This is a genomic window from Pedobacter sp. UYEF25, from assembly GCF_054061655.1.
Genome location: NZ_JBSSEL010000022.1, coordinates 45,017 through 70,682, shown reverse-complemented (window position 1 = coordinate 70,682; position 25,666 = coordinate 45,017). Strand labels below are relative to the sequence as shown.

The 25,666-nt window shown below is 39.5% G+C and carries 22 protein-coding genes; 18 read left to right on the top strand and 4 right to left on the bottom strand.

The annotated features are described in order from the left end of the window. The first annotated feature begins 152 nt into the window (after positions 1–152). The 10 genes from rfbA (at position 153) to ACVWYG_RS16820 (ending at position 12,692) form a co-directional block, all read left to right on the top strand. Positions 153–1,019, top strand: coding sequence for a glucose-1-phosphate thymidylyltransferase RfbA (rfbA, locus tag ACVWYG_RS16865; RefSeq protein WP_457271816.1), 867 nt, complete (start codon positions 153–155; stop codon positions 1,017–1,019). Between the two features lie 140 nt (positions 1,020–1,159). After that, entirely contained in the window at positions 1,160–2,296 is a 1,137-nt protein-coding gene (gene gmd / locus ACVWYG_RS16860; protein WP_457271814.1) for a GDP-mannose 4,6-dehydratase, read from the top strand. A 105-nt stretch (positions 2,297–2,401) separates the two neighbouring features. Further along, positions 2,402–4,870 carry an SLBB domain-containing protein gene (locus ACVWYG_RS16855; protein ID WP_457271812.1) on the top strand — a complete coding sequence of 823 codons (2,469 nt, stop codon included), beginning with the start codon at positions 2,402–2,404 and terminating at the stop codon, positions 4,868–4,870. Positions 4,871–4,891: 21 nt separating this feature from the next. Then, positions 4,892–6,001, top strand: a complete 1,110-nt coding sequence (locus ACVWYG_RS16850) for a Wzz/FepE/Etk N-terminal domain-containing protein (RefSeq protein WP_457271810.1) — start codon at positions 4,892–4,894, stop codon at positions 5,999–6,001. A gap of 219 nt (positions 6,002–6,220) precedes the next feature. Then, positions 6,221–7,654 (top strand): lipopolysaccharide biosynthesis protein, encoded by a 1,434-nt coding sequence (locus ACVWYG_RS16845; protein WP_457271808.1) that lies wholly within the window; start codon positions 6,221–6,223, stop codon positions 7,652–7,654. Next, positions 7,651–8,733 carry a DegT/DnrJ/EryC1/StrS family aminotransferase gene (locus tag ACVWYG_RS16840; protein ID WP_457271806.1) on the top strand — a complete coding sequence of 361 codons (1,083 nt, stop codon included), beginning with the start codon at positions 7,651–7,653 and terminating at the stop codon, positions 8,731–8,733. Before ACVWYG_RS16845 ends, ACVWYG_RS16840 begins: the two co-directional genes overlap by 4 nt. A 1-nt stretch (position 8,734) precedes the next feature. Next, positions 8,735–9,382 (top strand): acetyltransferase, encoded by a 648-nt coding sequence (locus ACVWYG_RS16835; protein WP_457271804.1) that lies wholly within the window; start codon positions 8,735–8,737, stop codon positions 9,380–9,382. Positions 9,383–9,384: 2 nt separating this feature from the next. Then, positions 9,385–10,338: a glycosyltransferase gene (locus tag ACVWYG_RS16830; protein WP_457271803.1), complete on the top strand. Its 954-nt coding sequence runs from the start codon at positions 9,385–9,387 to the stop codon at positions 10,336–10,338. Between the two features lie 331 nt (positions 10,339–10,669). After that, entirely contained in the window at positions 10,670–11,704 is a 1,035-nt protein-coding gene (locus tag ACVWYG_RS16825; RefSeq protein ID WP_457271802.1) for an EpsG family protein, read from the top strand. Between the two features lie 148 nt (positions 11,705–11,852). After that, the gene (locus tag ACVWYG_RS16820; RefSeq protein WP_457271800.1) at positions 11,853–12,692 is read left to right on the top strand and encodes a glycosyltransferase; all 840 of its coding nucleotides are present in this window, start codon (positions 11,853–11,855) and stop codon (positions 12,690–12,692) included. 34 nt (positions 12,693–12,726) lie between these two features. Here ACVWYG_RS16820 and ACVWYG_RS16815 read toward each other — a convergent pair whose 3' ends face one another. Then, positions 12,727–14,163: a glycosyl hydrolase family 28-related protein gene (locus tag ACVWYG_RS16815; protein WP_457271798.1), complete on the bottom strand. Its 1,437-nt coding sequence runs from the start codon at positions 14,161–14,163 to the stop codon at positions 12,727–12,729. 195 nt (positions 14,164–14,358) lie between these two features. On the opposite strand from ACVWYG_RS16815, the gene ACVWYG_RS16810 reads away from it, so the two are divergent. The 3 genes from ACVWYG_RS16810 (at position 14,359) to ACVWYG_RS16800 (ending at position 17,138) form a co-directional block, all read left to right on the top strand. After that, positions 14,359–15,084, top strand: coding sequence for a glycosyltransferase (locus tag ACVWYG_RS16810; RefSeq protein ID WP_457271796.1), 726 nt, complete (start codon positions 14,359–14,361; stop codon positions 15,082–15,084). Next, a complete protein-coding gene (locus ACVWYG_RS16805) occupies positions 15,077–15,835 on the top strand; it encodes a glycosyltransferase family 2 protein (RefSeq protein ID WP_457271794.1) in 759 nt (252 codons plus the stop codon). Before ACVWYG_RS16810 ends, ACVWYG_RS16805 begins: the two co-directional genes overlap by 8 nt. A 334-nt stretch (positions 15,836–16,169) precedes the next feature. Further along, complete coding sequence (locus ACVWYG_RS16800) at positions 16,170–17,138, top strand: MraY family glycosyltransferase (protein WP_457271792.1); 969 nt, start codon at positions 16,170–16,172, stop codon at positions 17,136–17,138. A 71-nt stretch (positions 17,139–17,209) separates the two neighbouring features. On the opposite strand, the gene ACVWYG_RS16795 is transcribed toward ACVWYG_RS16800, so the two are convergent. After that, entirely contained in the window at positions 17,210–17,944 is a 735-nt protein-coding gene (locus ACVWYG_RS16795; RefSeq protein ID WP_457271790.1) for a tyrosine-protein phosphatase, read from the bottom strand. Between the two features lie 1,259 nt (positions 17,945–19,203). Between ACVWYG_RS16795 and ACVWYG_RS16790 the strand changes: the two genes are divergently transcribed. Further along, complete coding sequence (locus tag ACVWYG_RS16790) at positions 19,204–20,106, top strand: NAD-dependent epimerase/dehydratase family protein (RefSeq protein ID WP_457271788.1); 903 nt, start codon at positions 19,204–19,206, stop codon at positions 20,104–20,106. A 299-nt stretch (positions 20,107–20,405) separates the two neighbouring features. Here the strand turns inward: ACVWYG_RS16790 and ACVWYG_RS16785 are convergent, their stop codons facing one another. Then, positions 20,406–20,660 (bottom strand): hypothetical protein, encoded by a 255-nt coding sequence (locus ACVWYG_RS16785; protein WP_457271786.1) that lies wholly within the window; start codon positions 20,658–20,660, stop codon positions 20,406–20,408. Between the two features lie 18 nt (positions 20,661–20,678). Here ACVWYG_RS16785 and ACVWYG_RS16780 point away from each other — a divergent pair, with 18 nt between their 5' ends. Further along, positions 20,679–20,897 (top strand): hypothetical protein, encoded by a 219-nt coding sequence (locus ACVWYG_RS16780; protein WP_457271784.1) that lies wholly within the window; start codon positions 20,679–20,681, stop codon positions 20,895–20,897. A 239-nt stretch (positions 20,898–21,136) separates the two neighbouring features. On the opposite strand, the gene ACVWYG_RS16775 is transcribed toward ACVWYG_RS16780, so the two are convergent. Then, the gene (locus ACVWYG_RS16775) at positions 21,137–21,355 is read right to left on the bottom strand and encodes a helix-turn-helix domain-containing protein (protein WP_457271782.1); all 219 of its coding nucleotides are present in this window, start codon (positions 21,353–21,355) and stop codon (positions 21,137–21,139) included. A gap of 311 nt (positions 21,356–21,666) precedes the next feature. On the opposite strand from ACVWYG_RS16775, the gene ACVWYG_RS16770 reads away from it, so the two are divergent. The 3 genes from ACVWYG_RS16770 to ACVWYG_RS16760 all read left to right on the top strand — a co-directional run bounded on the left by ACVWYG_RS16770 (position 21,667) and on the right by ACVWYG_RS16760 (position 25,664). Beyond that, positions 21,667–21,810: a hypothetical protein gene (locus ACVWYG_RS16770; protein WP_457271780.1), complete on the top strand. Its 144-nt coding sequence runs from the start codon at positions 21,667–21,669 to the stop codon at positions 21,808–21,810. A gap of 126 nt (positions 21,811–21,936) precedes the next feature. Then, positions 21,937–22,506 (top strand): thioredoxin domain-containing protein, encoded by a 570-nt coding sequence (locus ACVWYG_RS16765; protein WP_457271779.1) that lies wholly within the window; start codon positions 21,937–21,939, stop codon positions 22,504–22,506. Beyond that, positions 22,503–25,664, top strand: coding sequence for a SusC/RagA family TonB-linked outer membrane protein (locus ACVWYG_RS16760; protein ID WP_457271777.1), 3,162 nt, complete (start codon positions 22,503–22,505; stop codon positions 25,662–25,664). Before ACVWYG_RS16765 ends, ACVWYG_RS16760 begins: the two co-directional genes overlap by 4 nt. Positions 25,665–25,666: the final 2 nt, after the last annotated feature.

Below are 25,666 nucleotides of genomic sequence, written 5' to 3'. Positions count from 1 at the left end.
GGAAAGCCCGGAGTGAGGCACGAACGAGGACTTGAAGCGAATAGCCTGACCCTTGCGCAGCTTGGGGCACGCCCAACATCATCAATAGAGAAAACGGAAATATAACACATTTATACGCTTTGAAAGCAATAGAAATTTAATACGCATAGAAAATGAAAGGAATTATACTAGCCGGTGGCAGCGGCACTCGATTGCATCCCCTAACGCTTGCAACAAGCAAGCAAATGATGCCTGTCTACGACAAGCCCATGATTTATTACCCGCTATCTACCTTAATGTTGGCCGGCATTAAAGAAATCTTGATCATTTCTACCCCACATGATTTACCAAACTTCGAAAAACTCCTCGGAGATGGATCATCCCTAGGCTGTAAGTTTTCTTATGCCGTACAGCAGGAACCAAATGGCCTTGCACAAGCTTTTGTGATTGGTGCAGATTTCATAGGTAATGAAAAAGTAGGTCTGGTATTGGGCGACAATATTTTTTATGGTGATGGCATGTCCAATCTGCTGCAATCCAGTTCAGATCCCGATGGCGGAGTGGTATTTGCCTATCAGGTTTCAGACCCCGAGCGTTATGGCGTGGTAGAATTCGACGAACATAAAAAAGCAATTTCTATTGAGGAAAAGCCTACAAACCCGAAATCAAACTATGCCGTTCCGGGTTTATACTTTTACGACAATGACGTGGTTGAAATTGCCAAGAACATACAACCTTCGCCACGTGGAGAGTATGAGATTACCGATGTTAACCGGGTTTATTTAGAACGTGGGAAATTGAAGGTCGGCGTACTTAGTCGCGGTACCGCTTGGTTAGATACCGGAACATTTACCTCTTTAATGCAAGCTGGGCAATTCGTCCAGATTATAGAAGAACGTCAAGGCTTAAAAATTGGGTGTATTGAAGAAATAGCCTATCGCATGGGTTTTATCTCTGCCGAACAGTTAAGAGAAATTGCGCAGCCACTTGTTAAAAGCGGTTATGGCACCTATTTACTTCAACAGATTAAACCTACCTAATGGGGCAATTAAGGATTTTTAGCTTTTGGCATTCGTTAACTAATTGTGTGCAGCTAATTTTTGTTAGCAGGCTAGAAATGCGTTTCGCCCAATAGAATTAATGGCTATCTTTGCAAACTTAAATTACCTATTAAATTTTTATGAAAGTAGCCTTAATTACGGGCGTAACCGGGCAAGATGGTGCGTACCTAGCAGAATTTCTTTTAAAAAAGGGGTATTTTGTACATGGATTAAAAAGGCGCTCCTCCCTGTTCAATACAGATCGAATCGACCACCTCTATCAAGATCAGCATGAAAATAATGTGCGTTTCAAACTGCATTATGGCGATTTAACAGATTCTACCAACCTTATTAGGATAATTCAGGAGACACAACCAGATGAAATTTACAATCTGGCGGCCATGAGCCATGTGCAAGTGAGCTTCGAGATGCCAGAATATACGGCAAACGCAGATGGAATAGGCACCCTTAGGCTTTTAGAAGCGGTAAGAATTTTGGGAATGGAGCAGAAGACAAGAATATATCAGGCGAGTACTTCGGAATTGTATGGTTTGGTACAAGCAGTTCCGCAAAGCGAAACGACTCCATTTTATCCGCGTTCTCCATATGCTGTCGCAAAAATGTATGCCTATTGGATTACCGTAAATTACCGCGAAGCTTACAGCATGTTCGCCTGTAATGGGATTTTGTTCAATCATGAAAGTCCGCTACGGGGAGAAACTTTTGTAACAAGAAAGATTACCCGTGCTGCGGCAAAAATAGCACTAGGTTTACAAACCTGCCTATATCTGGGCAACCTATCGGCCCAGCGAGATTGGGGGCATGCAAAGGATTACATCGAAGCCATGTGGCTCATCCTGCAACAAGAAAAGGCCGAAGATTTTGTCATCGCTACCGGAGTGACCACCACCGTTAGAGCGTTTGTGCGCATGAGTTTTGCCGAGCTTGGCATTGAAATAGCCTTTTCTGGTAAAGACGAATTTGAGAAGGGAGTCATCATCGGACTAGATGAGGAGCTGTTAGATTCGCTTGGTATCAATAAAGAAAAACTCTTTATGGGCACCACAGTAGTAAAGGTAGATTCGAAATATTTTAGGCCTACAGAAGTGGATCTACTTTTAGGCGATCCTACAAAATCTAAAACGCAATTGGGCTGGGAACCAAAGTATGACCTTGCAGCGTTGGTAAAAGAAATGATTCTTGCTGATTTTGCATTGATGAAAAAAGATGAATACCTTAAAAAAGGTGGTTTCAATACGCTCAATTATTTTGAGTAGCGCCTCGTATAATCTATTTTTATAAAAAAAAAGCATAAAAGGCAAAAAGCTTCGTTCACTCAATAAAGCTATATTTGCGCCATACATCGACCGGTTCGTAGACCTATGAAACATACCTTAAAAATATTTCTATCAATATTCTTATTAATCCTTTCCATTGCTTCGTTTGCTCAAAATTACACCAATGTAAAAGTGGATGATCTGTCGGATGCACAAGTATCACAGTTGATTAACAAAGCAGCATCAATAGGTTATTCTGATGCACAGTTGGTGCAGATGGCTGCCGCACAAGGGATGAATGCGGATGAAGTAAAGAAGTTACAGCTTAGGGTGGATAAAGTGAGGAAACAGGGGGTGGCAACCACAGACAATCAAGCAGGTACAAATACAGGTGCGGCAGATAGAGTGCAGAGCGATCCGATCAACGGCGCAAACAGTATTAAAACACCAATCGATTCTACCAAGCAAGCAGGGCCAAAAATATTCGGAGCAGAACTTTTTCGCAATGGCAGCATTACTTTCGAGCCGAATTTAAGGATTGCAACCCCGAAAGGCTATGTGGTTGGGCCAGATGATCATTTACTGGTAGACCTCAACGGAGACAATGAGGCGAGCTATAATTTAGCGGTAAGTCCTGATGGAGTTATAGTGCTTCAATATGTGGGTAGAATTTCAGTTGGCGGACTAACCATCGAACAGGCGACTTCTAAAATTCGTTCTGCTTTGTCGGCCACCTATCCGTCCCTAAAATCCGGTAGAACCACGGTATCCGTTAATTTGGGTAATATTAGAAGCATCAAAATCATTATGACCGGGCAAGTCATCAAACCTGGTACCTATACGCTCTCTTCCTTATCTACCATTTACAATGCCTTATATGCGTCTGGAGGGCCTGCAGAAAATGGATCTTTTAGAAACATTCAATTGATCAGAAACAATAAGGTTATCGCAACCATTGATGTATATGATTTCTTGTTAAAAGGGATGCAGCAAGGCAATATCCGTTTACAGGATCAAGATGTCATCAACATACCGGTGTTCGAAAAAAGAGTAGAGGTGAGTGGCGAGGTAAAGCGCCCTGGTTTATTTGAAGTGGTAAATGGAGAAACCTTAGAAAATGTCCTCAACTTTGCCGGCGGATTCAATACAGATGCATATACTGCGAAAATAAAAGTTTTTCAGAATACAGATAAAGAAAGGAAAATAACCGATATCGTCGCTTCAGAATTTTCTGCTTACAAACCTAAGAATGGAGATAAGTATGTGGTAGAAGCCATATTAGATCGGTTCGCCAATCGGGTAGACATCAGCGGAGCAGTTTTTCGTCCAGGGGTATTTGAACTTAAGCCAGGTTTAACGCTTCGCGAGTTGATCGATAAAGCGGATGGATTGACCGAAGATGCTTTTTTGAATAGGGGTTACATCAACAGATTAAACATGGACAATACCCAATCGTTAATTTCCTTTGATGTGGCGAAGGTGATGGCAGGAACCGAAACAGATATTCCCTTGCAACGGGAAGATAAAGTAACCATTTCTTCCCTATTTGATCTAAGGGACGAGTATAAAGTGAGCATCCAGGGCGATGTTAGGGCTCCGGCTACGCTTGATTATGCCGAGGGCATGACGCTTGAATCGGTGATTCAACTGGCTGGCGGTTTTAAGGAAGGTGCTACGCCAAACCGCATTGAAATTTCTAGAAGAATAAGCAATAGCAATGCCACACAAAGTTCCGCAAAAACGGCCCGAGTGTTTACTGTAAATGTTGATCCAAATCTAAAGTTGTTAGGTGTTCCGTTTTTGTTAAAACCATTCGACATCGTTACAGTGAGGAATTCTGAAGGTTATGTTGTGCAAAAGCAAGTGAAATTAGAGGGTGAAGTGTTGTATCCGGGCATGTACACCATCAGTAGAAAAGATGAACGGATCTCTGCCTTGATAAGAAGAGCCGGAGGCTTAACGTCGTCTGCCTATCCTGATGGCGCTTCTTTAAAAAGACCAGGCGCAGCAAAAGTAAACCCAAAAGGGGCACGTGTAATTGATAATCAGGACGAAGAAAGTAAAAAGTTTTTGAACTTAAAGAGGGCGCAAGAAGTTGGGGTGAAAGACACCGTTGCGCCGGCCATTGAGCAGCAATTAATTCAAAGTGATTTAGTTGGCATAAACCTCGTTACCATATTAAAAGATTCTTTGTCTAGGTATGACCTTGTTGTAGAAGATGGGGATGTGATTAGAGTGCCAAGAATTTTACAGACCGTAAAAGTGACTGGCGAGGTACTCAATCCAAACAGCATTGTGTATGTGCCGGGCAGGGGATTGAAGCAATACCTCAGAGGTGCTGGAGGCTTCACTTCTGCCGCCAGGCGCGGTGGGGTGTATGTTAAATATGCCAATGGTTCGGTTGAGGGGATGAGCAAATTTTTATTTTTTAGAGGCTATCCTTCCATTAAGCCGGGTGCAGAAATTCTGGTGCCCAAACGTTCCGAAAGAGAAAAACTAAGTCCGCAGTCGTGGATCGGTATTGGCACTGGGTTGGCCTCTGTGGCAGCAATCGTTGTAAGCTTACTTCGTTAATTAATTTTTCAACAAAAAAAGATGCGAATAGAGCGGCAAAAACAAACCTTAAATACCGAAAGTGAGCAGGTTTCTTTAAGAGAGATTGTGCTCAAAATTAGCGAATTGTGGACCTACCTATTGTCCAAGTGGTTGATCATTCTTTTGTTTGTGATAAGTGGTGCAGCCTTGGGACTTAGTTATGCTTATTTAAGTAAGGCCGTTTATACTGCCACGACTACCTTTGTGTTAGAGGATGAAAAAGGGTCTGGTGGACTAGGGAATCTCGCTGGATTGGCGTCGATGGCAGGTTTGGACATTGGTGGAGGCGGTGGAGGAGGCATCTTTCAGGGAGATAATATTTTAGATTTATATAAATCTAGGTCTATGCTGCAGAAAACCCTGCTTACCAGTGTTGACCTAGGCGGGAAAAGACAGTTGTTGGTTGATCGATACATTAACTTCAATAAATTGAGAGAAAAGTGGGCTGGTAAACCAGAAATGGCACATTTGCAGTTTTCTGTTGAAAGGCCTATTTTAGGAAATCAGTTTTCAAAGGAGGAACGTTTAAAGGATAGCATACTTGGAGTAATTGTAGTCGAGCTAAATAAAAATTATTTAACTGTCGCTAAACCTGATAAAAAAATGAGTACCATTCAGGTGGATGTGGCCGCGAAGGATGAGTTTTTTGCCAAAGCTTTCAATGATGAGCTGGTTAAAAATGTTAATGAATTTTATGTAAGTACAAAAACAAAGAAAACGCTCCAAAACGTGAGGATTCTTCAGGAAAAGACGGATTCTGTGCGAGCAGTGATGAATGGCGCGATTTACAGCGCTGTGGCAGTGGCTGATGCGACACCAAATTTAAATCCAACGAGGCAGGTCCAAAGAGTTGCGCCTGCACAACGGGCACAGTTTTCTGCAGAAACCAATAAATCAATTTTAGCGGAGATGGTAAAGAACTTGGAACTGACAAAACTATCCTTGTTAAAAGAAACTCCGCTCATTCAAGTAATTGATCAACCCATTTATCCGCTTACTAAAAAGAAAATTGGTAGGGTAGAAGGCCTTGTTTTTGGAGGAATTATTTTCGGATGCTTAGTGTGCTTATGGTTTATTTTTAAGAAAATAATTAGAGATATTCTAAATTAAACAAAGGCTTATCATCTGAATTTAACCACGCGGTCTAAAAAATCATTGGTTTAAATGGCACAGCTTATAATGGGGCTATTAAGTTAATTTTATGCCATTAGGGTATAGATGCTGCGTTACGATGAGTTAGCTAAAAACTGCTTTATGGCCTGCGAGTATCAATAGGCGTTCTAGGGTTTGATGTAGATTTAATATTTATCCCATATTTATTGAGAAAAAATGTCTTTAAGAAAACAGGCTGTGTCAGGAATGATCTGGACCTACACACAGCAATTCTCGACCCAGATACTCGCATTCGGTGTTTCTGTTGTATTAGCAAGACTCCTAAGTCCTGCTGAATTCGGTTTAATTGGCATGCTCGCTATTTTTATGGGCATTGGAAATGCGCTAGTCGAAGGAGGCTTAACAAGCTCTTTGATCAGGAGTAAAGAGGTTACAGAAAAAGATTATTCTACAGTATTTGTTTTTAATTTAATTGGAAGTATAATTATTTATGGAATAATCTATTTGAGTGCACCTTGGATCTCAGACTTTTACAAGCAACCGAAATTAACTGGTATAACAAGAGTTTATGCATTGACGTTTATATTTTCGGCTTTTGGTACCGTTCAAAATACCATTTTATCCCGCGAATTAAAATTCAAAAAGCAGGCCTTAATTTCGCTACCTGCGCTAATAATTGGAAGTTTAGTTGGTTTGGTATTGGCCTATTTAGGCTATGGAGTCTGGGCACTTGTCTATTATGCCCTTGTAAATTCTTTGTTCACCACCTTAATCCTATGGATAAGCTCAAACTGGAAACCAACGCTGAGTTTTGAAAAAAAATTATTTGACATTCACTTTCATTATGGATACAAATTAACCCTGTCTTCAGTTCTAGATACCATCTTCACAAATGCTTATCAGATTGTAATTGGGCGGTTTTACAGCGCAGCGCAAGTTGGGTTTTACACTAGAGCAAACTCTTTGATGATGTTGCCAGTGGGAAATGTATCCACGGCATTAAATAAAGTCATTTTTCCGTTGTTTGCAAAGGTACAAGATGATTTGCCTAGGTTTCGGACCGCTTATAAACAAATTATGCAAATCGTCCTGTTTGTAATTACCCCAATAATTGTGATTATGGCTATCGAAGCGAAGCCTTTGGTCATATTCCTTTTTACAGAAAAGTGGCTTCCTATCGTTCCAATTTTTCAGATTATCTGTTTTACAGGCATTTTATATCCCATACACCTATACAATTTGCTTGTATTACAAGTTACTGGGAGAACTGACCTTTTCTTGAAATTGGAAATCGTAAAAAAGATAATTTTGTCGATCATAATATTTGTATCTTTTTTTTATGGCTTTTATGCATTATTATGGGGACAGTTGTTGTTCTCAATTATTGCGCTTTTGATCAACACCTATTTTGCAGGTAAAATGCTAGATTACAAAATTGGTCAACAAGTAGCAGATATATTACCTATTTTTGCCCTCGCAATTTTGATGGGCGTTGCTGTATATTTTCTAGATGTCGTTTTAGGAAATTATAGTAATTTTGTACGGTTAGCGGTTACAACAATAGCTGGTTCTGCTATTTATTTGCTAACCGCTAGCTTATTTAAATCGCAAGTAATTAGTGCTATTAAATCTATTCTTTCAGGCAGATGATCCCAGTAACAAAACCATTTTTACCCCCACAATCAGAATATGCTGCTTATTTAACGGGCATCTGGCAACGCAATTGGCTAACAAATATGGGCCCTTTAGCAAGCGACTTAGAAATGCGGTTAAAGGAGTATTTAAAAGCCAAACATTTACTATTTGTGACCAACGGAACTGTTGCCTTACAAATTGCAATAAAAGCGTTAGATTTAAAAGGGGAAATCATAACTACCCCATTTTCTTTTGTTGCAACCACGAGCAGTATTGTGTGGGAGGGTTGTGTGCCGGTCTTTGTAGACATAGATCCGCTGTCCTTAAATATTGATCCCAACAAGATAGAAGCCGCCATCACAAAAAATACCACTGCAATAATCGCTACACACGTGTACGGCAACCCTTGCGATGTGGTTGCAATAGAGAAAATTGCAAGAAAACATCAACTTAAGGTCATCTATGATGGTGCCCATGCTTTTGGAGTAGAAGTAAATGGAAAGTCAGTTTTTGAATATGGAGATATTTCCACTTGTAGTCTACATGCAACCAAATTGTACCACAGTGTCGAAGGCGGCCTGGTGTTCAGCAACAATCCGAGCTTAATTAAAAAAATGGCCTACATCAGAAACTTTGGCTTTGATGGTCCTGATGCATTTGCTGAACTAGGCATAAATGGTAAAAATTCAGAATTTCACGCGGCCATGGGGTTGGTAAATCTAGATCACATTAATGAGGTTAGAAATAAAAGAAAGCTCATTTCAGACAGGTATGATGAACGGTTAAAACACCATAAAAGTACCAAGCAAATTTGGCACGAACAATCTCAGAACAACCATGCCTATCATCCAATTTTATTCGAATCAGAAGCGTCAATGCTTAAGGCAATGCATTTTTTGAAGGCAAATGAAGTGTATACAAGAAGGTACTTTTACCCATCTTTGGCAAACACGCTTCCTTACTTATCACCTGTAAATTTTGAAATTACAGATTCAGTTGCAAAATGTGTGATGTGCTTACCGCTATATCCAGAGTTGTCATTTGAAGAGGTGGATTTAGTTTGTAGATTGTTGCTAAGGGTTCAAAACAATTAGCATGTTAATTATAGGTGCAAAGGGTTTTGCAAAAGAGATTTTAGACATTTTTGATCAACGAGATAGTCTCCAAGGCCTTGCCTTTTATGATGATGTAAGCGAAGGGTCTGAAGAGTTATTATTTGGTAGATTTCCAATCTTAAAGAATTTGCCTTCTGTGCAGGATTTTTTTACAAAAAACGGCAACAATTTTACCCTCGGAATTGGAAATCCACAGTTGAGGTATAAATTATATTTAAAGTTTAAAAATCTTGGAGGATCATTTTCCTCTACTATAAGCCCTACAGCACAAATCGGCAATTATGATGTCGCAATAGGAATCGGTTCAAATGTTTTGAATCAAGCTATTTTTTCAAACGGTGTGAAAATAGGAAAAGGATGCATTGTGTATTATCATGTCCTCATCACCCACGATTGTGTCATCAATGATTTTGTGGAGTTGTCTCCCAATGTCACCTTGCTCGGGCATGTAACCATAGGCTCCTTTACACAGATCGGAGCAAGTTCGACCATTTTGCCGAAAGTTACGATCGGCAGCAATGTTATTATTGGAGCCGGCTCCGTTGTAACAAAAGACATTCCTGATAATTGTGTCGCTTTTGGATCACCTGCAAGGGTGATGAGGGCATTAGAACCACTACAATTTTAGAAATGATAGAACCGACCGTATCGATCGTAATGATCACTTATGGACACGAAAATTTCATTACGCAAGCCATCGATGGCGTGCTTATGCAAGTGACTAATTTCCAAATAGAGTTAATTGTAGCCAATGATAATTCTCCTGATGCAACTGATGAGCTTGTTAAAAAGCATCTATCGCAAAAGGTGATTCCAGAAAATATTAAAATACTTTATAAAAATCACGAAAAGAACTTGGGGATGATTGCCAATTTTTTTTGGGCCTTAAAAAAAGCCGAAGGCAGATACATTGCCATCTGCGAGGGCGATGATTATTGGATTGATCCATTGAAATTACAAAAACAGGTCGATTTTTTAGCGCAAAATACTGAATATGGATTGGTTGCCACTGATTTTAACAGATGGAATGAGTCTACAGGAAAGACTGAATTGTCATTATTTAAGAATCAGCCAAAAAAATTTCCAATTTATCACGAGTTTCAATCCTTTTTGCTAGACGGTGGTTTCATGGCACCGTGCACCTGGGTGCTTAGGAAGGAATTTCTACCTATAAAGGAAATGAATTATGTTGATGGCACATTTCCTTGGTTATTGGACATCTTCATCAATAGTAAGGTGTATGTTTTACCGGATGCTACTGCCGTCTATCGAAATTTGAAAGAAAGTGCTAGCCATAGCCCCTCGTTTGATAAGAGGTTCAAGTTGGCAGAGGGCATTCTCGATATTAAACTTGATTACATAAGGGATTATAATTTATCCGAAAGTTTTAAGTTGAAAGTGTTGAAAAAGCATTATCAATCTTTATTACCTATAATTATTATGTTAGCAAATAAAGACGAACTAAAAAATGCATCAGTTTACATTCCCAGAAGTCAGAGGACGATAAAAGATTCTATTCTTTTTATCTTGGCTAAGAGCCGTTTAGGTAAAAATATTTTGCATATTTTACTCAAATACAGGTAAAAGAATCGATGTTAACCGGTGGGTTTTTCGGTAACTCCTTTAGGTATTTATATGCTACATTTACAACGAACTGGGAGGTATTTAAATGAACAACTGTCGATAAGCTATTTCTTACTAAACACCAACATTATTTAAATGCCAATAGCGGCAAATGGTGTTAAATAAGGGTAAATGCCTCATTTAAATTAGCTTTTACGGCGCTCGGATCCAATAATCTACTGCCTGTTGTACAAAAATAGGTAGGCCTTAAAAAAATTAAATTTACTGGCTGCAACTTAAACTCTGATGATGGTGGCATTGGGAAAATATTTTAGTTAAAATTGTAATTATTATGATGATAATAGTCATTCTGTTTCTATTTACGATGGTTTCATTCCTAGTAATTTTTGACACAAAGTATCTCAAGAAAGGAAGTATTTTTCTGTTTTGGGTCATCTCAATAGGTTTAATCGTGTTTGCAGGCTTTCGAGATGGTTCTAAGGTAAAAGACTACGAGAACTATGTAGATTTATTTATCAATCCAGACGCACTTATTGAACCTAGTTTTAACATCATTTCACAGTTGGTTAAATTCGTTTTCTCTGGCCGTATTTTGGTTTTATTTTTTATTTACGCTGCGTTGGGGGTTTGCACAAAAGCATTAGCGATCCGGTCAATAACCCCCTTCATATTCGCCTCCATTCTGGTGTATATGTCAAATTTTTTCATCTTACATGAGCTGACTGCCATGCGGGCGGGTGTGGCTTCAGGATTTCTTCTACTGTCGATTAAGCCACTCCGCGAAAGGAATCTTTTGATGTTTTTAGTGCTGGCCACCTGTGCGATACTTTTTCATTACTCCGCAATTGTAATTTTACCATTATGGTTTCTCGATTGTGAAAAGCCGAGGAAGTTGCTTTTATTAAGCGCGGTGCCTATTGGTTTGTGTTTGTATTTTTTAAAAATCAACTTGTTATTTACGATTCCGATACCAGGTATTCAGGAGAAGATGCTGATCTATCAAGGATTGTACGACTCCGGTGCTGAAGGATTTGCGAAGATAAATGTGCTAAATGCGTTGTTTATTTTAAGATGCGGATTGTTTTATTTTCTGCTCGCGCATTATACGCTCTTGATTGACTCTAATAAATACACCGTTTTACTCATGAAAATATACGCAATTTCACTATTTCTTTTACCTGCCTTGGCAACAATGCCCGTTTTGGCATTTAGATTAAATGAGCTTTTAGGGGTGGTCGAAATTGTGCTAGTTCCGATGATTATATACATTTTTAAAGACAAAATTTTTAGTAGACTCTTGTTGATTGGTTATGCCAGTGCCGTTATTGGTTTTAACATCTTCTATGGAAAATACATCATTTTTTGAGGACAAGCAGAAACCTTTTTTTTGCAAAACACGATTGTTTCTCGCAGTGAACTGATGATCACCACGTGAAATACGAAATTACGATGTGCGCAATTATGATTCAAATGTATACTTTCGTGTGTATTTACAAACTTGATCAGCTATCGTTATGAGTGGGGAAACAAAATTATTATTTGGGATCGTCACCTACAGAGAAAAATTTTGGGACTGCGCTTCTTATTGTTCTTTAATTAAATCCCATCAGGGGGGGAATAATCAAAGTCCTCTTCACATTTTTATTTTTGACAATACTGATCAGCAGGGTTGGTGCTTGGCAAGCCCACCAGTCGGCGAACATGTAAAAATTCAATATCATCATGCGCCTAATAATCCCGGCATATCAGTCGCATATAATACGATCGCACAATATGGCAAGGACAATCAACTGCCATGGTTGGTGTTCTTAGATCAAGATACTTCCCTTCCGAAGGACTTTTATAAAAAGTATACGGAATTTTTAAATCGTACAGCCAATTTTAGTATTGCAGCACCAAAAATTTATACGGAAAAAGGGTTAATGTCTCCATCAAAATTTATAGGATATCGATCACATCCATTGGGGCAAATCACCACGGACTTTTTGCCCTTAAAAAACATAACCTGCATCAATTCAGGTTTGCTAGTGAATACGCTATTTTTCTTCGATTGCGGGTGTTACAATGAAGATTTGCGATTAGATTTTTGTGATCATGATTTTATAGAACGAGCGGCCTCAAAAACAAATAGACTTTATATCATACCGATTGAATTGAGGCAGAATTTCTCTACAGAAACCAATTCAAAAGAACAGGCATTGGTTAGGTATAAACTCTTCTATCAGGATTTAAAAAAATATAGAAGAAATAGAAACAAGTCATTGCTTTTTTTCTTGATAGATTTACCACATGCATTTAAAGAAACATATAGATATAAAACGCTGAGTTTTCTAAAAATAAGAGTCGGACTATGATTCGCAAATCGGGCATGATTTGAAGGGTAAGTTTCTATTCAAATTTTTGATAAAATTGCTGAATATTTATCTTTTTAAAATTTCCATAGATTTTATTGTCAGCAATGTGCGCATTGGAAATTATTGATTTATTAGCAATTGTAGAGGTGACTATTGGCAGTGCATCGCCATAATCTGACGAATAAAAAATATTGTTGGAGATTGTACCAATCCCGCTAGGGTCATTTATGGTGATGGCATTGGCTGCAAAATTTTTAAAAGTGCAAGTCATAAAATTTATATTTCTAGTCTTCCCATAAAATCCTATTCCATTGTTATTCTTCACACCATCAAATAAGCAATTCTTAAAAGTAATTTCCTTCGCTCCGATTTCTGTTACCGTGTTCAGTCCGGTATTTGAGATGTTGTAAAATTCAACGCGATCAATTAACACACCAAATGCGCTGCGCATATCAGCAATGGCTTCCGCATTTTTTACCGAGCTATTTTTAAACTGTATGACAGACTCTTTTAAACTGTAATCCATATAATTTTCATTGCCTACAATACATAACGGCGCTCTTATATTTTTAAAAGTACAACTGTCAACGATAAAGTTTCTATTTGAAAAATTATTTAGCGAAGAAGATTTAGGGGTATGAATCATAATCGCCGATAAACCACCTATATTTTCAAAGGTGCAGTTTTTTACAATGCCATTCCTGAGTACTTGTCGGTCGTCGTTTGGCTCTAAGTCAATTGCACCGGGCATGTCCGCTCTTGTCGTATTTTTAAAAACGCAGTGTTCGATGGCGAATCCGTCTGCATAATAGATGCTAACACCTTGCCTGTTATCGTTGTTTATTCCGTCGAACGTGCAGTTTAAAATCTTAATGTTTTTATTGTAGGCATTTCTATACGTGCTGTAATCTGTAGCAGCATTTATGGCAATTCCGTCGCCCAAAAAGCCAAGCAACTTACAGTTTTTAACCAAAAAATTAGAGACTCCATGGGCAGATATTTGGTGCATTAATTCGTCAAATTTATTCTTTTTAACATCAGAGAAAAAAGTGAGGTTTTCAATAATTATATTTTTTATGCTCAGATGATCATCCTGTTGATTGCTAACATTCGCGTCAAACACAAAACAACCATCCGCTCCTTTTCGGGTCGCAAAAGTCCACCACCGCCCGTTTTCTACACTAACTCTTTTTTTCGGTAATACCTGATAAATCGTAGATCCATTTCCTTGAATTGTGATGTTGCTGTATTTTTTACCAAAGAACGTCAGATGGGAAATGAAATAGGCTCCCTTTGGAATATTTATTGTTCCGCCCCCTAAAGTTGCAAGTTTGTCTGCGCAATGCTGGAAAGCGATCGTATCATCAACTTTATCGTTGCCATTTGCCCCAAAATCGGTTACGTTTAGGATAGTCGTCGTTGAGAAAATAGAGATTATTGTAGAAAGAAAAAAGCAAATGGTGTAGATCATCTAAGACATTAATTATTGTATCTTCGCAAACTGCAAGAATTGATATACGTTAAACGCTAATGATTGGTTTTTTAGATGAAATTTTAAAAAACAAAATATTCGACATCCGTGTTAAAAATCGCAATTTTTAATCCATTTAAGGTAAACTGTTTATCGTGAAATTTAGCATTTTTTTAATTATCTCGAAAGTTTTCCATGGAAAATAAAATTTCTGTTTGTATTGCTTCCTTTAATGGTGCAAATTTTATAGCCCAACAATTGGAATCAATCCTAGTTCAAATCAAGACAGACGATGAAATTATCATCTCCGACGACTCCTCTACGGATGCCACAATTAAGATCATTAATTCCTTTGCAGATCCTCGAATTAAAGTATATCCGAACCAAATATTTGGTAACCCAATATTTAATTTTGAAAATGCAATAAAAAAAGCAACGGGAGATGTTATCTTTTTAGCCGATCAAGATGATGTCTGGATCAGTAACAAGGTGGATGCGATGACCAATAAATTGACGGAAGGTTTCGACTTGGTGGTCAGTAATGCTGTCATTGGAGATGAACATTTAAAAACAATAAGGGCGTCTTATTTCGCTTGGAGAAACTCCGGAACGGGCCTGATTAAGAATTTTTACAGGAATTCCTATTTGGGATGCTGTATGGCCTTTCGAAAAGAAATCTTAGTAAAGGTACTTCCATTCCCAAAACACATCCCTATGCACGACATGTGGATCGGAGTGGTTGCCGAAGTTTTTTACAAACCAGTTTTTATGGATGAAAAATTAATGATTTATCGAAGACATCAGCAAAATGCAACGGTGCTGTCAGAGGATTTCAAGAGTCCAGAGACTTTTTTAACAAAGATTTCCTTCCGTACCAATTTGTTTTACGCACTTTTAAAAAGGACCATTTTTAATGGATAACTTAAAGATATCTATCATTACAGTTGTTTACAATAATGAAAGGACACTTGAAACGGCTATAAAATCTGTGCTGTCTCAAACTTACGACAACATAGAATATATTATAATCGACGGGTCATCAACAGACAATACAATGCACATCATTGATGGTTACGCCAGTAAGATATCCGTTGTGGTCTCAGAACCTGATAAAGGAATTTATGATGCGATGAATAAGGGAATTTCTAAGGCTACCGGCAGTGTTATTGGCATTTTAAACTCAGATGACGTATACAACGATGAAAATGTAATTTTAGAAGTCATGTCTTATTTTAACACCAATGTGGCTATCGATATTGTGTACGGAGATTTAGTTTATGTAAAGTATGAAGACCTTAGCAAGGTTGTAAGAAAGTGGGATTCTCTAAGCTATTATAAGTCTTACTTTGAGGATGGGAATGTACCACCCCATCCCGCTCTATTTGTGCGACGAGAAGTGTACAGTGTTGCAGGGTTATTTAACATACAGCTTAGGTTGGCCGCAGATTATGAATTCATGCTGAGAATATTTAAACGATATAATTTTAAGTCGTTTTATTTCAATAGGCTTTTAGTTAAGATGCGTTTAGGAGGTGCTTCCAACAGCTCTATTAAAAATATTTCCGATGGGAATAGAGAGGTGCTACGGGCGTGGCGAAACAATCAATTGAAAGTGCCATTTCTTTTAATGCCTAAAAGATTTTTTAAAAGAATTATTCAGTTTATTAAATGAGCGTAATTCGTGTTATCGAATCTTCAGGTTTACTTCAAACCGCACAGGCTTACTGTTAGTCATTTTTCCTTCAACATCAACCGGTAGGGCGTTGAATCAAATAATCTTGCAGTCATCAAGTGCTTCTTATTCAAAACTTATTTTTGAAATTGTTTTTGATTCAAATTTCAACCCATTTGCTCGTTTATAGTTGAGGTTGATGGCACACAAATATAAAGCATCAGTTCAAAATAATTTCTGATTCAACAGTTAACGACACTAAAGCGGCACAAGAATTGGCATACAAATCAAAACAAGTGTTGACACCATTTAAAGCTTCGGCAGCATTTATTACATGATCTATTATTGTTTTTTATTATTGTCTTTATTTGTTTTTGAGCTGCTTTATTTTAAGTTGGCCGCCCACCTTAATATTATAGACAAGCCCAACCACCGGAGCTCTCACACGGCGGTAACCATTCGTGGGGGTGGGGTAATATTTACTTTAGCTGCGTTGCTATTTTTTGTAAGCCACGGCTTTCAATATCCCTTTTTCATGCTTGGATTGGTGTTGATTTCTGTGGTCAGTTTTATGGATGATATGGTTACACTTAAAAATGCGGTCAGGTTTGGTATCCACCTGCTGTCAGTGTTCCTAATGTTTTACCAATGGCAAATTTCAACAATGGAGCTCTATTGGGTTCCAATTGCTGCCGTTTTTACCATTGGCACCATCAATGCCTACAATTTTATGGATGGCATAAATGGCATCACAGGGGGATATAGTTTATTGGCCATTGCGACTTTATATTACATCAACCAAGATTTGGTGGCTTTTACCTCCAAAGACTTACTTGTTTTTATCGGACTTTCGCTAGTTGTCTTTAATTTTTTCAATTTTAGAAAACATGCAAAATGCTTTGCAGGGGATGTTGGTAGCCTCAGTATAGGCTTAATCGTCGTTTTTTTAATTGGTCAATTGATCATCTACACCCATAACATTAATTACAGTTTGTTTTTAATGGTCTATGGCTTAGATGCGTCAACAACCATCCTTTTTAGATTTATTAGGAAAGAAAATATCTTCGAAGCCCATCGCAGTCACTTTTATCAGTTTTTATCTAACGAGAAAGGATGGCCACACCTTGCAGTTACAGCCCTTTACATGGGTGTTCAATTTATCCTCAATGTATTTATCCTCTTCGTGGTTAAAGCAGATTTGACCTCTGCTTTGCTGTTGTTGATTGTGTGCGGACTACTGTTTTTAATGGTACGCTTTTTAGTCGAAGGAAAAGAAAGATTGTTTAAAAATATTGGCGTTTGATAGGGCTTATTTCACGCGTTTAATGCTGAGTTTCCTCCGCATTACAGATAATGGTTTCTTAGGGTTAAATTTTAATCGACTATCAGTTCTCGGTTTTTAAGCAAACCACTGTCCAACAGCCTAGAGAAGAATTTATTCTGTGGCACTTTTGCCAACATGGAAAGGTGTTTTTCATGATGGAGGTCTGTGCCTATAAAATCAACCATGTCTTTTTCGATCAATTTCTCTGCAACATTCCTAATGCTTTTGCCATAATGGTCTGTAAGTGAAAGGGCATTTACTTGCAGCTCCATACCCATGTCTTTCATCCGTTTAAAATATCCGAACTGTGCATGAAAAAATAGATAACGCTCTGGGTGTGCGAGTACAGGTTGATAGCCTTTTACTGTTAAATCAAAAATGCGCGCCTCTAGGTCGTAGGGTTTTGTAATCTGACTAAATTCTACTAGTAAACGGTTTCCCGGCAAAGGCATTACTTCGCCTTTGTCCAGTTGCCCTTGAAAGTGTTGGTCCAGATAATATTCTGAAGACAGTCGGAGTGTGATTCCAGACGGCAATTTCCCATCTAGCAAGGCATGGCCGCAGCCCAAACTTTCTCGGGTATTTGGATGGATGTCTTGGAGGGTATGTGGTGTTGTAATTAGATGATCAAAACCGAGGCTTTTTAAACCATTAATGAGTGCAAGGCTATCACTTAAATCCTTGGCGCCATCGTCTACGCCAGGTATCAAGTGAGAGTGCATGTCTAAGCCTATTTGACTAAAATCAGTAAATTGATCTCTACGAGATCGGTTGAAGAAGAGCATATGTTTGGTTTATTGCAGGTGTGCAAAGCTAACAATTTTAAAGGAACGCAGCTAGGATTTGAGCGTTAGAATTCAGTCAATTTGATCGAAAAATAAGTCTGGGTCGAGCAAGGAGGAGGTTGACCGTTTGAAGTCAAAAGTCAAAGGTAGGAGGCCACAGGTCGAAACCCGGGTATTGTTTTTCCAAGCCGCATTCATCTCCCTGTAGATCGTCACGCCGGGCGCAGCGAGCCGTCTCACAAGTAGGAAAAACATATGGGATGTCTCCTCTCGTCGACATGACGAACGCGATATTATTCCCTAAGTAAATCGTCACGTCGAGCGCAAGCCGTCACACAACTCGGTCTTGCATATGAGATGTCTCCTATCGCCGACATGACGAGCGTATTATAAGCAACGCAATTCCCTAGTAGATCCGCACGTCGAGCGCTTTAGAGACTACGCTATGGACCAAAAATCGGACAAACAAAGTATTTCTATTCTTTTACCCTTCAAACGATATAAGTGTCCACACAATGAATGGAGATCTAATTAATACCACTTCTATGAATTGAATAGCCCTCGTTCACCTTGCGCAAATCGAACCGGTTTACTAGTGAGTTTTCAAATTTAATATCCTCTGTTGTTATTAAGGCAACTTTTTAAAGTTGGCTGAATAACAACACGCCGCCGGCAGGGCATCGATATATTCCATTGGTATTTTTTCAGGTACTAAAGCTACAAGTGCCGTTGTATTTCCTGCATCTACTCCTAAGGCTATCGTCTGTTCTTGCTTTGCGTTCTTAAACCGCAGACGATGCCCGCCACACCAATGTTTGGGTTTCGTTATTTCACTGTTTTAAAATCAGGAATTTTGCCTTTCACGTAATCCTATTTATGAGGGGTTACAATCTTAGGCTTGCCTAAACTAATTATTATTAGAGCTTACGGAAAAAACATTATTATAAAGGGTACAAGTACGTGGAATTAATGTACATTTACTTGGTTAGGCATAACTATTGCCGGTATTGAAATCTATTATAAATGTTAAATGTTTCTCGTTTTTTAAGAAAATCTCGAGCAACTAACTAATCAAGAGTGAGTTGCTCGCAAATTCTCGGAACTGGTTTCCTCTAAAATACTGGATTATATAATCTTTAAATTAAACTCCTAAAGATAAATTCTAACAATTATCAAGTTCCAAACACCCCTTAAACTGGCTCATCCAATGGGATGAGCCTTAATTTATAAAAGTTGAAGTAGCAATAACGATAGCAGGTATGAAAATAATTTTAACGGGCGCCTCTGGGTACGTGGGTTCTAATTTAATAGCATTTTTTAGTGGAAGGCCGGAAATTAACATCTTGCCTTTGAGTCTTAGAGTGCCTTTATCTGAGGATGCCCTTCAAGGAGCAGACTGCGTAATTCATTTAGCTGGAAAACAGGAGGATGAAATATCAAATCCAGACAGCTACTATACAGTTAATTACGAATTAACTAGGAAATTATACAACGCTTTCTTAAAGTCGGATGCCAAGCGGTTTATCTTTATGAGCTCTGTCAGGGCGGCTTCAGATAGCGTAACTGGCGTAATGACTGAAGTAAAATATCCAAATCCCTCTTCCGATTACGGGAAGTCAAAATTAATGGCTGAAGAATACATCCAAAGTTCGGTGTTGCCCGCAGGGAAATCCTATTACATCTTGCGCCCTTGTATGATTCATGGCCCGGGAAATAAAGGTGATCTAGTTTTGTTGGATAGTTTTGTTAGAAAATGTCTTCTGTATCCACTGGCTGCACTCAAAAGTAAACGCTCTTACTTAAGTATGGGCAATTTATGTTTTATGATGGATAAATTCATAACAACTTCCGCGGTCTCTACAATTTTTATTTTAGCAGATGATGAGGCTTTGTCAACCTCCGAAATGGCTAGTATATTAGCAGAGTCGATGGATATTAAACCCATAATGTTACCTATCCCAATTGCCCTTGTTAACGCCCGGGCAAAATTCGGCGATAGGTTCGGATTTCCTTTTAACACACAAACTTTAACCAAGCTAGCAAAAAGTTATGTAGTGTCTAATGCAAAAATAAAATTCACTTTAGACATAGAACTACCACTAACGGCTAGGGAGGGCTTAGAAATCACAGCAAGGTTCTCAGATGATAAATGGCATTTTTAATCAAAATAGGAGAAAGTCATTACGTCGAGCACAGCGAGCCGCCTTACAACTGTGTCTTGCATGTGAGATGTTTCGTAAACCGTCACGTCGAGCGCAGCGAGACGTCTCACAACTAGGTTGGTAATTGCAATTCCCCGTAAAATCCTCACGTCGAGTGTAGCGAGCCGTCTCTCAACTATTCATAACATGTGAGATGTCTCCTCTCGTCGACATGACGAGCATTTTTAGTCTTGCGATAAACCGTCAGGCCCAACATAGCAACAGCCAAAAAATACAAGAACATTACCGTTGAATGCGATCTATTTCACTAAATTTAAGATGACGCTATCCTTTACCACAATCCCGCTTATATTAGCACTGTTGTATTTAATGACATATTTACCAACCTCCGAAAATCGATAAGCTTTATTTAAGTTAACAGCGATTTTTAGGCTATCTACAGGATTAACAGTCACATAACTACTGGCTGGGGGAGGCATTATTCTTTTAGCCATCGCACCTTGATATTCGGCTTCATTGCCGTCTGCAGAAACGACATCGAAATATTTGCTCAATAGGGGTTCAAATGGAGTATGCCATTTACAAAATGGCGTACGCTATCGGTATTGTTATACACTACAAAATCCAATCTGACCGAGTCTCCTAGTTTAGCCTCAGAGGGTACGTGCAAAACTGCAGTTAAAGCCGTTTCCCTTTGCAAACCAACCACCTTATTTTCATTCCCTTCCGAAACTTTATTAGTTGAGGAACATGCAGCACAAAATAAGAGGGTGATTAATGCGATGTATTAAAAATTTTCATGCGACAAACTTAACTACGTTTTTAAGCAAAAACATATCGCATCTTATAATTTGGTAAATCATATAAACCCACGCCATTCGATGGCTTCAACTGGGGGATGTAAATCGTTAAATATAACGGTACTTTTAATAAGCAAATTCAACATCCCGAATAATGTTTGAGAATAAAGTGGATTTAGACCCCTAGTTGCTATGACCGTAGATGCGCAATACTAAGGTCGACGAGCGGTTCAAATATCTAATAAATCTTGTGATGATATTTCTAATGCAATTGTTATCTGCTTAAGCGTCCAAGCTGAGATATTTATTTTGCCGTTTTCTATTCTACTAATACTCTGGAAATCTTTATTCAATAATGCACCAAGTTGAGCCTGCGTAAATCCTTTTTTTAATCTAAAGTGTGCGATTTGTTTGCCCAAATTTGATTTAAAGACACTTAAATCTTCCATAAGTGCAAACTGAAAATATATTCAAAATATCAACTAAACGTATTTGTTTAGTTGCCTAATTTTATTTATATTTGATTTATAATTAGGTATTAATAAGAGTCTTGCAACACCAGAATCTGACGCCGTTGAAGCAAGACAGCAGTTAATACCCATATCTATATGTAGTTGTATATCTTTATGCATCGAAATAGATGTGGGGCTGCTGTAATTTCCATTTCAACGTAAGGCGTCAGAAACTTTTAGGTGTGTATGGTTGGTGGCCCCACATGTATTGACCAACCCAACCACAAGGCTCGTATTGCTATACGGGTATGGAAAAAAAAATAACTTCGTTGTTAGTAGTGCCGCTTAATGCTTTTGCTGCAACGCCTTTAACCGTTTTCCATAGCCAAAAACCTGAATGGATGTATTCCTTCAACCGACTTTACGCCCTAAAGCCTAAAAATCCAGTTTAATTAAAATCTTGAGCCCTGCCGTTTTTTCGTAAAATTAGGTCAATCAATCACCGGCGGCGGGGTTTCTTTTTCCAATAGCAGATTGCTATTGGGCACAAATTACTTCAACCGAACCAATTAAAAAAAATGATGAAAAAAATAGCGCTTTTCGGCGTCATGGCTATGCTATGCGCGCTCATTGCCAATGCCCAATCCACTCCAACTTTAAGCAACCTCCGCCCTGGGGATAAACTACCCGATGCTTTTTGGACCCAAAGTTACACGGTATACCAAAATGGAAAATTTAGCCAGCAAACGTTAGCTCCTTATAAAAATAAGCTCTTGATTCTAGATTTCTGGGCAAGCTGGTGCGGACCATGTTTACAGAAATTTCCTATGGCGGATAGTTTGCAACTGGTTTACCCCAATGCACTCTTCGTACTTGGTGTAAATGCCCTAAATACTCGAGATACACCTGAAATCATCAAGGCGGTATTGGTTGAGAAGAGTCCGAACAGGGTGACCATAGCTTCTGATACGTTGCTCACCAAATTGTTTAGACATGCAGTGGTACCGCATTACGTCTGGATAGAAGACGGGCAGTGGCGCGCCACAACAAGCGGCGAATTTTTTACCCCAGCCAATGTAGCTGCCTGCCTAGAAAGGCGTAGCGCACTGAACGAAATTATCCGCAAACGTAAAGAAAACATCAAATGAGCCACAAGATCTTTTTTTTAATTGGAATGTTTACCCTATTGCTTTTGCTGGCCGCAAGAACTAGCTACGCACAACAATTATCCGGCAAGATATACTCACGAAGTACACAGTCCGGCATTCCCGCTACCCTAAGTTTTAACAACCATAAAATGGCAACCGATGGGCAAGGTCATTTCAACATCAACAGGGTTACGTTCCCTTTACAACTTCGGGTAAGTGCACTTAACTATTTAACACTAGATACGCTTCTGCTGCAGCCAGAAAATTCCCTTTTATTGTACCTCAAACCAATAGCTAGCCAGCTAGATGAGGTATTGGTAAGTACCGGATACCAGCAGGTCAAGAAAGAACAGCTTACAGGTTCGGTTCAACAGATCAGTGCGGTGCAATTGCGAGAACAAGTTTCGGTAAATGTCCTTTCTAGGTTAGAAGCCATCGGCAGCGGACTGGATGTAGACCGCAGTACCACCGACGGACGAATTACCATCCGCGGGCTCAGCAGCATAAACGGTCCCAAAGAGGTGCTGGTGGTATTGGATAATTTCCCTTATGAGGGCGACCTGAACAACATCAACCCCGCCGATGTAGAAAGCATTACATTATTAAAAGATGCTGCCGCGAGTTCTATCTGGGGCAGTAGGGCGGGAAATGGGGTTATTGTCATTACCACTAAAAAAGGGCGTTACAATGAGGCCGTAAAGATTCAGGCGCAAGCTTTGGCTAGTATCGTACAAAAACCAAATCTATTCCGCTTTGCACGCATGGGCTCAAGCGATTACATCGATGTAGAGCAGTTTCTTTTTAAACAGGGATTTTATAACGATGCTTATAACGATTCCTACAGGCCCGGCCTTTCGCCGGTGGTCGAAACCTTATTTGATTCTGGGTTAAGCGAAACAGAAAAGCAACATAAAATAGATGGCTGGAGAGGTTTGGATGTGCGTAATGATTTCGATAGATTGGTATATCGGCCAGGACTAAATCAACAATACAGCCTTAATTTGAATGCCGGGACAGCCAGATACAATTGGCTGTTGAATGGGGGATACGATCAGAACAAAGACAACCTCAATGCCAACTTTAAAAGGCTTAATCTGCGTTATGGCTTAAATCTAAAACTAATTACCGGTTTGGAAGCCAGTGTAAGTATGGCCTATACCGATAGTAGGAGTGGGAGTGGAAGAGACGGCTATGGCACTGTAGCCAGTTATAATGGCCAGCTTTATCCTTATGCGCAGCTAGCCGATGCGCAGGGCAATGCCTTGCCAATTGTAAATCAATACCGACTAAGCTACTTACAGGCGCTAGATCCACGTCTGCTAGACTGGAAGTATTACCCGCTTACAGACAGCCAGTACAGTACCAGCAACTCAACACAGAGCGATCTTAATCTAAATGCAGGTTTACATTACACCCTGGAAAATGGCCTTGGAATACAACTATTGTATCGGTTTGAGCGCCAACAAAGCAAGTCCGATCAATTGTGGGGGGCAGAGAGTTATGCCGCTCGGGATCTGGTAAACAACTTTACCCAGTTAAATGACAACGAGCTCAGCTATGTGATTCCAAAAGGTGGGATTGACAACATAAACCATGCACGACTAACGGCACATGACATTCGGCTACAAGGCAGTTATCAGAAAAATTTTGGAGCACACCACCTGAACGTGCTACTTGGCGGGGAGCGGCGCGAGTTAATCAATGCGCAGCAAAGTAGTCGGTATTATGGCTTTGACCCTAATCAACTAAATGTTGGTGCTGTAGATTTAGTGAACCCTTACAATACGTTTATCAGTGGTGGCGAGAGCTATGTGCCCGATGGCCAGGGCTTAGGATTGACCAACAACCGTTATGTAAGTGCCTATGCCAATCTAGGCTATGACTATAAAAATACCTACCTCCTCTACGGCAGTGTTCGTCGAGATGCTTCTAATCTGTTCGGCGTAAATACCAATAATAAATGGAAACCATTGTGGAGCGCAGGAATTGGCTGGATTGTAGGCAATACGTTTAAATTGCCCAAGCAAATAAATTACTTCAAACTTCGAGCAAGCTATGGCTTCAGTGGTAACGCCGACCCTGCGCAAACCGGGCTCACCACCATCAGTTACAATGAAAATTCACCTTATACGCAAAGTCCTTATGCCAGGATTACCCGCTTCGCAAATCCCGATCTGCGATGGGAAACGGTGCAGACTTTTAATGCGGGAATAGATTTCCGGTTTTTCACAAATAGGATTAGCGGAAGTGTAGATTATTATAGAAAAAAAGGCAGTGATCTTTTTGGTATTTACCCGGTTGATTATACTGCAGGCACTGGCCCAGAACTCATCAAAAATGTGGCCTCAATGCACAGTCGTGGAATAGACCTAAGCATTCAAAGCCAGAACATCAATGAAGGGAAATTTAGGTGGCAGACTACCTTTAACGTGAGCAGCAATAAAGATGAGGTGACCAAATATTACAGCGTTGCAGCGAATGGAAGCGCGTACATTGGTACTGGTAGCATTACCGGACTGGTGGGTAAGCCCGTTTACGCCGTATTCTCCTACAAGTATGCAGGTTTAAATGCCTCAGGAGACCCAGTTGGGTTTCTGGGTGGTTTAGCGTCAACAGACTACACAGCACTTACCGGAAGTGGCACCTCAATAACAGATTTGGTTTTTAGTGGGAGCGTATTGCCAACTATTTTCGGGAACTTAGGAAACCAGTTCACTTATAAGAACTTTGGATTAACGGTCGCACTAAGTTATAAACTGGGCTATTATTTTCGAAAAAATAGCATCCAATACAGCAATTTGGTGGGCAGCGGAATTGGGCATCCAGATTATGCATTGCGCTGGCAACATCTTGGAGATGAACTGCACACCACCGTTCCAGCTTTTCAATATCCTGTCGACGCTGCTCGAAGCAATTTTTACAGTGGCGTACAAAGCTTGGTAGAGAAGGCAGACCATGTCCGATTGCAATACATTAATTTCGATTGGCAGCTGCCATTAGCGATGCTAAAGAAGCAGGCAGCTAGTGTTCGTGTTTTTGCAAACTGCAACAATGTTGGTCTCCTTTGGGCAGCCAACCGTAGACGAATAGATCCCGATTACAATGAAGTTTTACCACCAGCTAGGACGTTTAGTCTTGGACTGCAAATTAATTATTAGCA

Bases quoted from the DNA above. Each gene is read 5' to 3' on its own strand.
- ACVWYG_RS16825 (WP_457271802.1), top strand. From the start codon at position 10,670: ATGATGATAATAGTCATTCTGTTTCTATTTACGATGGTTTCATTCCTA.
- ACVWYG_RS16845 (WP_457271808.1), top strand. From the start codon at position 6,221: ATGTCTTTAAGAAAACAGGCTGTGTCAGGAATGATCTGGACCTACACA.
- ACVWYG_RS16805 (WP_457271794.1), top strand. From the start codon at position 15,077: ATGGATAACTTAAAGATATCTATCATTACAGTTGTTTACAATAATGAA.
- ACVWYG_RS16780 (WP_457271784.1), top strand. From the start codon at position 20,679: ATGCCATTTACAAAATGGCGTACGCTATCGGTATTGTTATACACTACA.
- ACVWYG_RS16815 (WP_457271798.1), bottom strand. From the start codon at position 14,163: ATGATCTACACCATTTGCTTTTTTCTTTCTACAATAATCTCTATTTTC.
- ACVWYG_RS16775 (WP_457271782.1), bottom strand. From the start codon at position 21,355: ATGGAAGATTTAAGTGTCTTTAAATCAAATTTGGGCAAACAAATCGCA.
- ACVWYG_RS16790 (WP_457271788.1), top strand. From the start codon at position 19,204: ATGAAAATAATTTTAACGGGCGCCTCTGGGTACGTGGGTTCTAATTTA.
- ACVWYG_RS16800 (WP_457271792.1), top strand. From the start codon at position 16,170: ATGATCTATTATTGTTTTTTATTATTGTCTTTATTTGTTTTTGAGCTG.
- ACVWYG_RS16770 (WP_457271780.1), top strand. From the start codon at position 21,667: ATGGAAAAAAAAATAACTTCGTTGTTAGTAGTGCCGCTTAATGCTTTT.
- rfbA (WP_457271816.1), top strand. From the start codon at position 153: ATGAAAGGAATTATACTAGCCGGTGGCAGCGGCACTCGATTGCATCCC.
- ACVWYG_RS16830 (WP_457271803.1), top strand. From the start codon at position 9,385: ATGATAGAACCGACCGTATCGATCGTAATGATCACTTATGGACACGAA.
- ACVWYG_RS16840 (WP_457271806.1), top strand. From the start codon at position 7,651: ATGATCCCAGTAACAAAACCATTTTTACCCCCACAATCAGAATATGCT.
- ACVWYG_RS16855 (WP_457271812.1), top strand. From the start codon at position 2,402: ATGAAACATACCTTAAAAATATTTCTATCAATATTCTTATTAATCCTT.
- ACVWYG_RS16765 (WP_457271779.1), top strand. From the start codon at position 21,937: ATGATGAAAAAAATAGCGCTTTTCGGCGTCATGGCTATGCTATGCGCG.
- ACVWYG_RS16760 (WP_457271777.1), top strand. From the start codon at position 22,503: ATGAGCCACAAGATCTTTTTTTTAATTGGAATGTTTACCCTATTGCTT.
- ACVWYG_RS16820 (WP_457271800.1), top strand. From the start codon at position 11,853: ATGAGTGGGGAAACAAAATTATTATTTGGGATCGTCACCTACAGAGAA.
- ACVWYG_RS16795 (WP_457271790.1), bottom strand. From the start codon at position 17,944: ATGCTCTTCTTCAACCGATCTCGTAGAGATCAATTTACTGATTTTAGT.
- ACVWYG_RS16810 (WP_457271796.1), top strand. From the start codon at position 14,359: ATGGAAAATAAAATTTCTGTTTGTATTGCTTCCTTTAATGGTGCAAAT.
- gmd (WP_457271814.1), top strand. From the start codon at position 1,160: ATGAAAGTAGCCTTAATTACGGGCGTAACCGGGCAAGATGGTGCGTAC.
- ACVWYG_RS16850 (WP_457271810.1), top strand. From the start codon at position 4,892: ATGCGAATAGAGCGGCAAAAACAAACCTTAAATACCGAAAGTGAGCAG.
- ACVWYG_RS16835 (WP_457271804.1), top strand. From the start codon at position 8,735: ATGTTAATTATAGGTGCAAAGGGTTTTGCAAAAGAGATTTTAGACATT.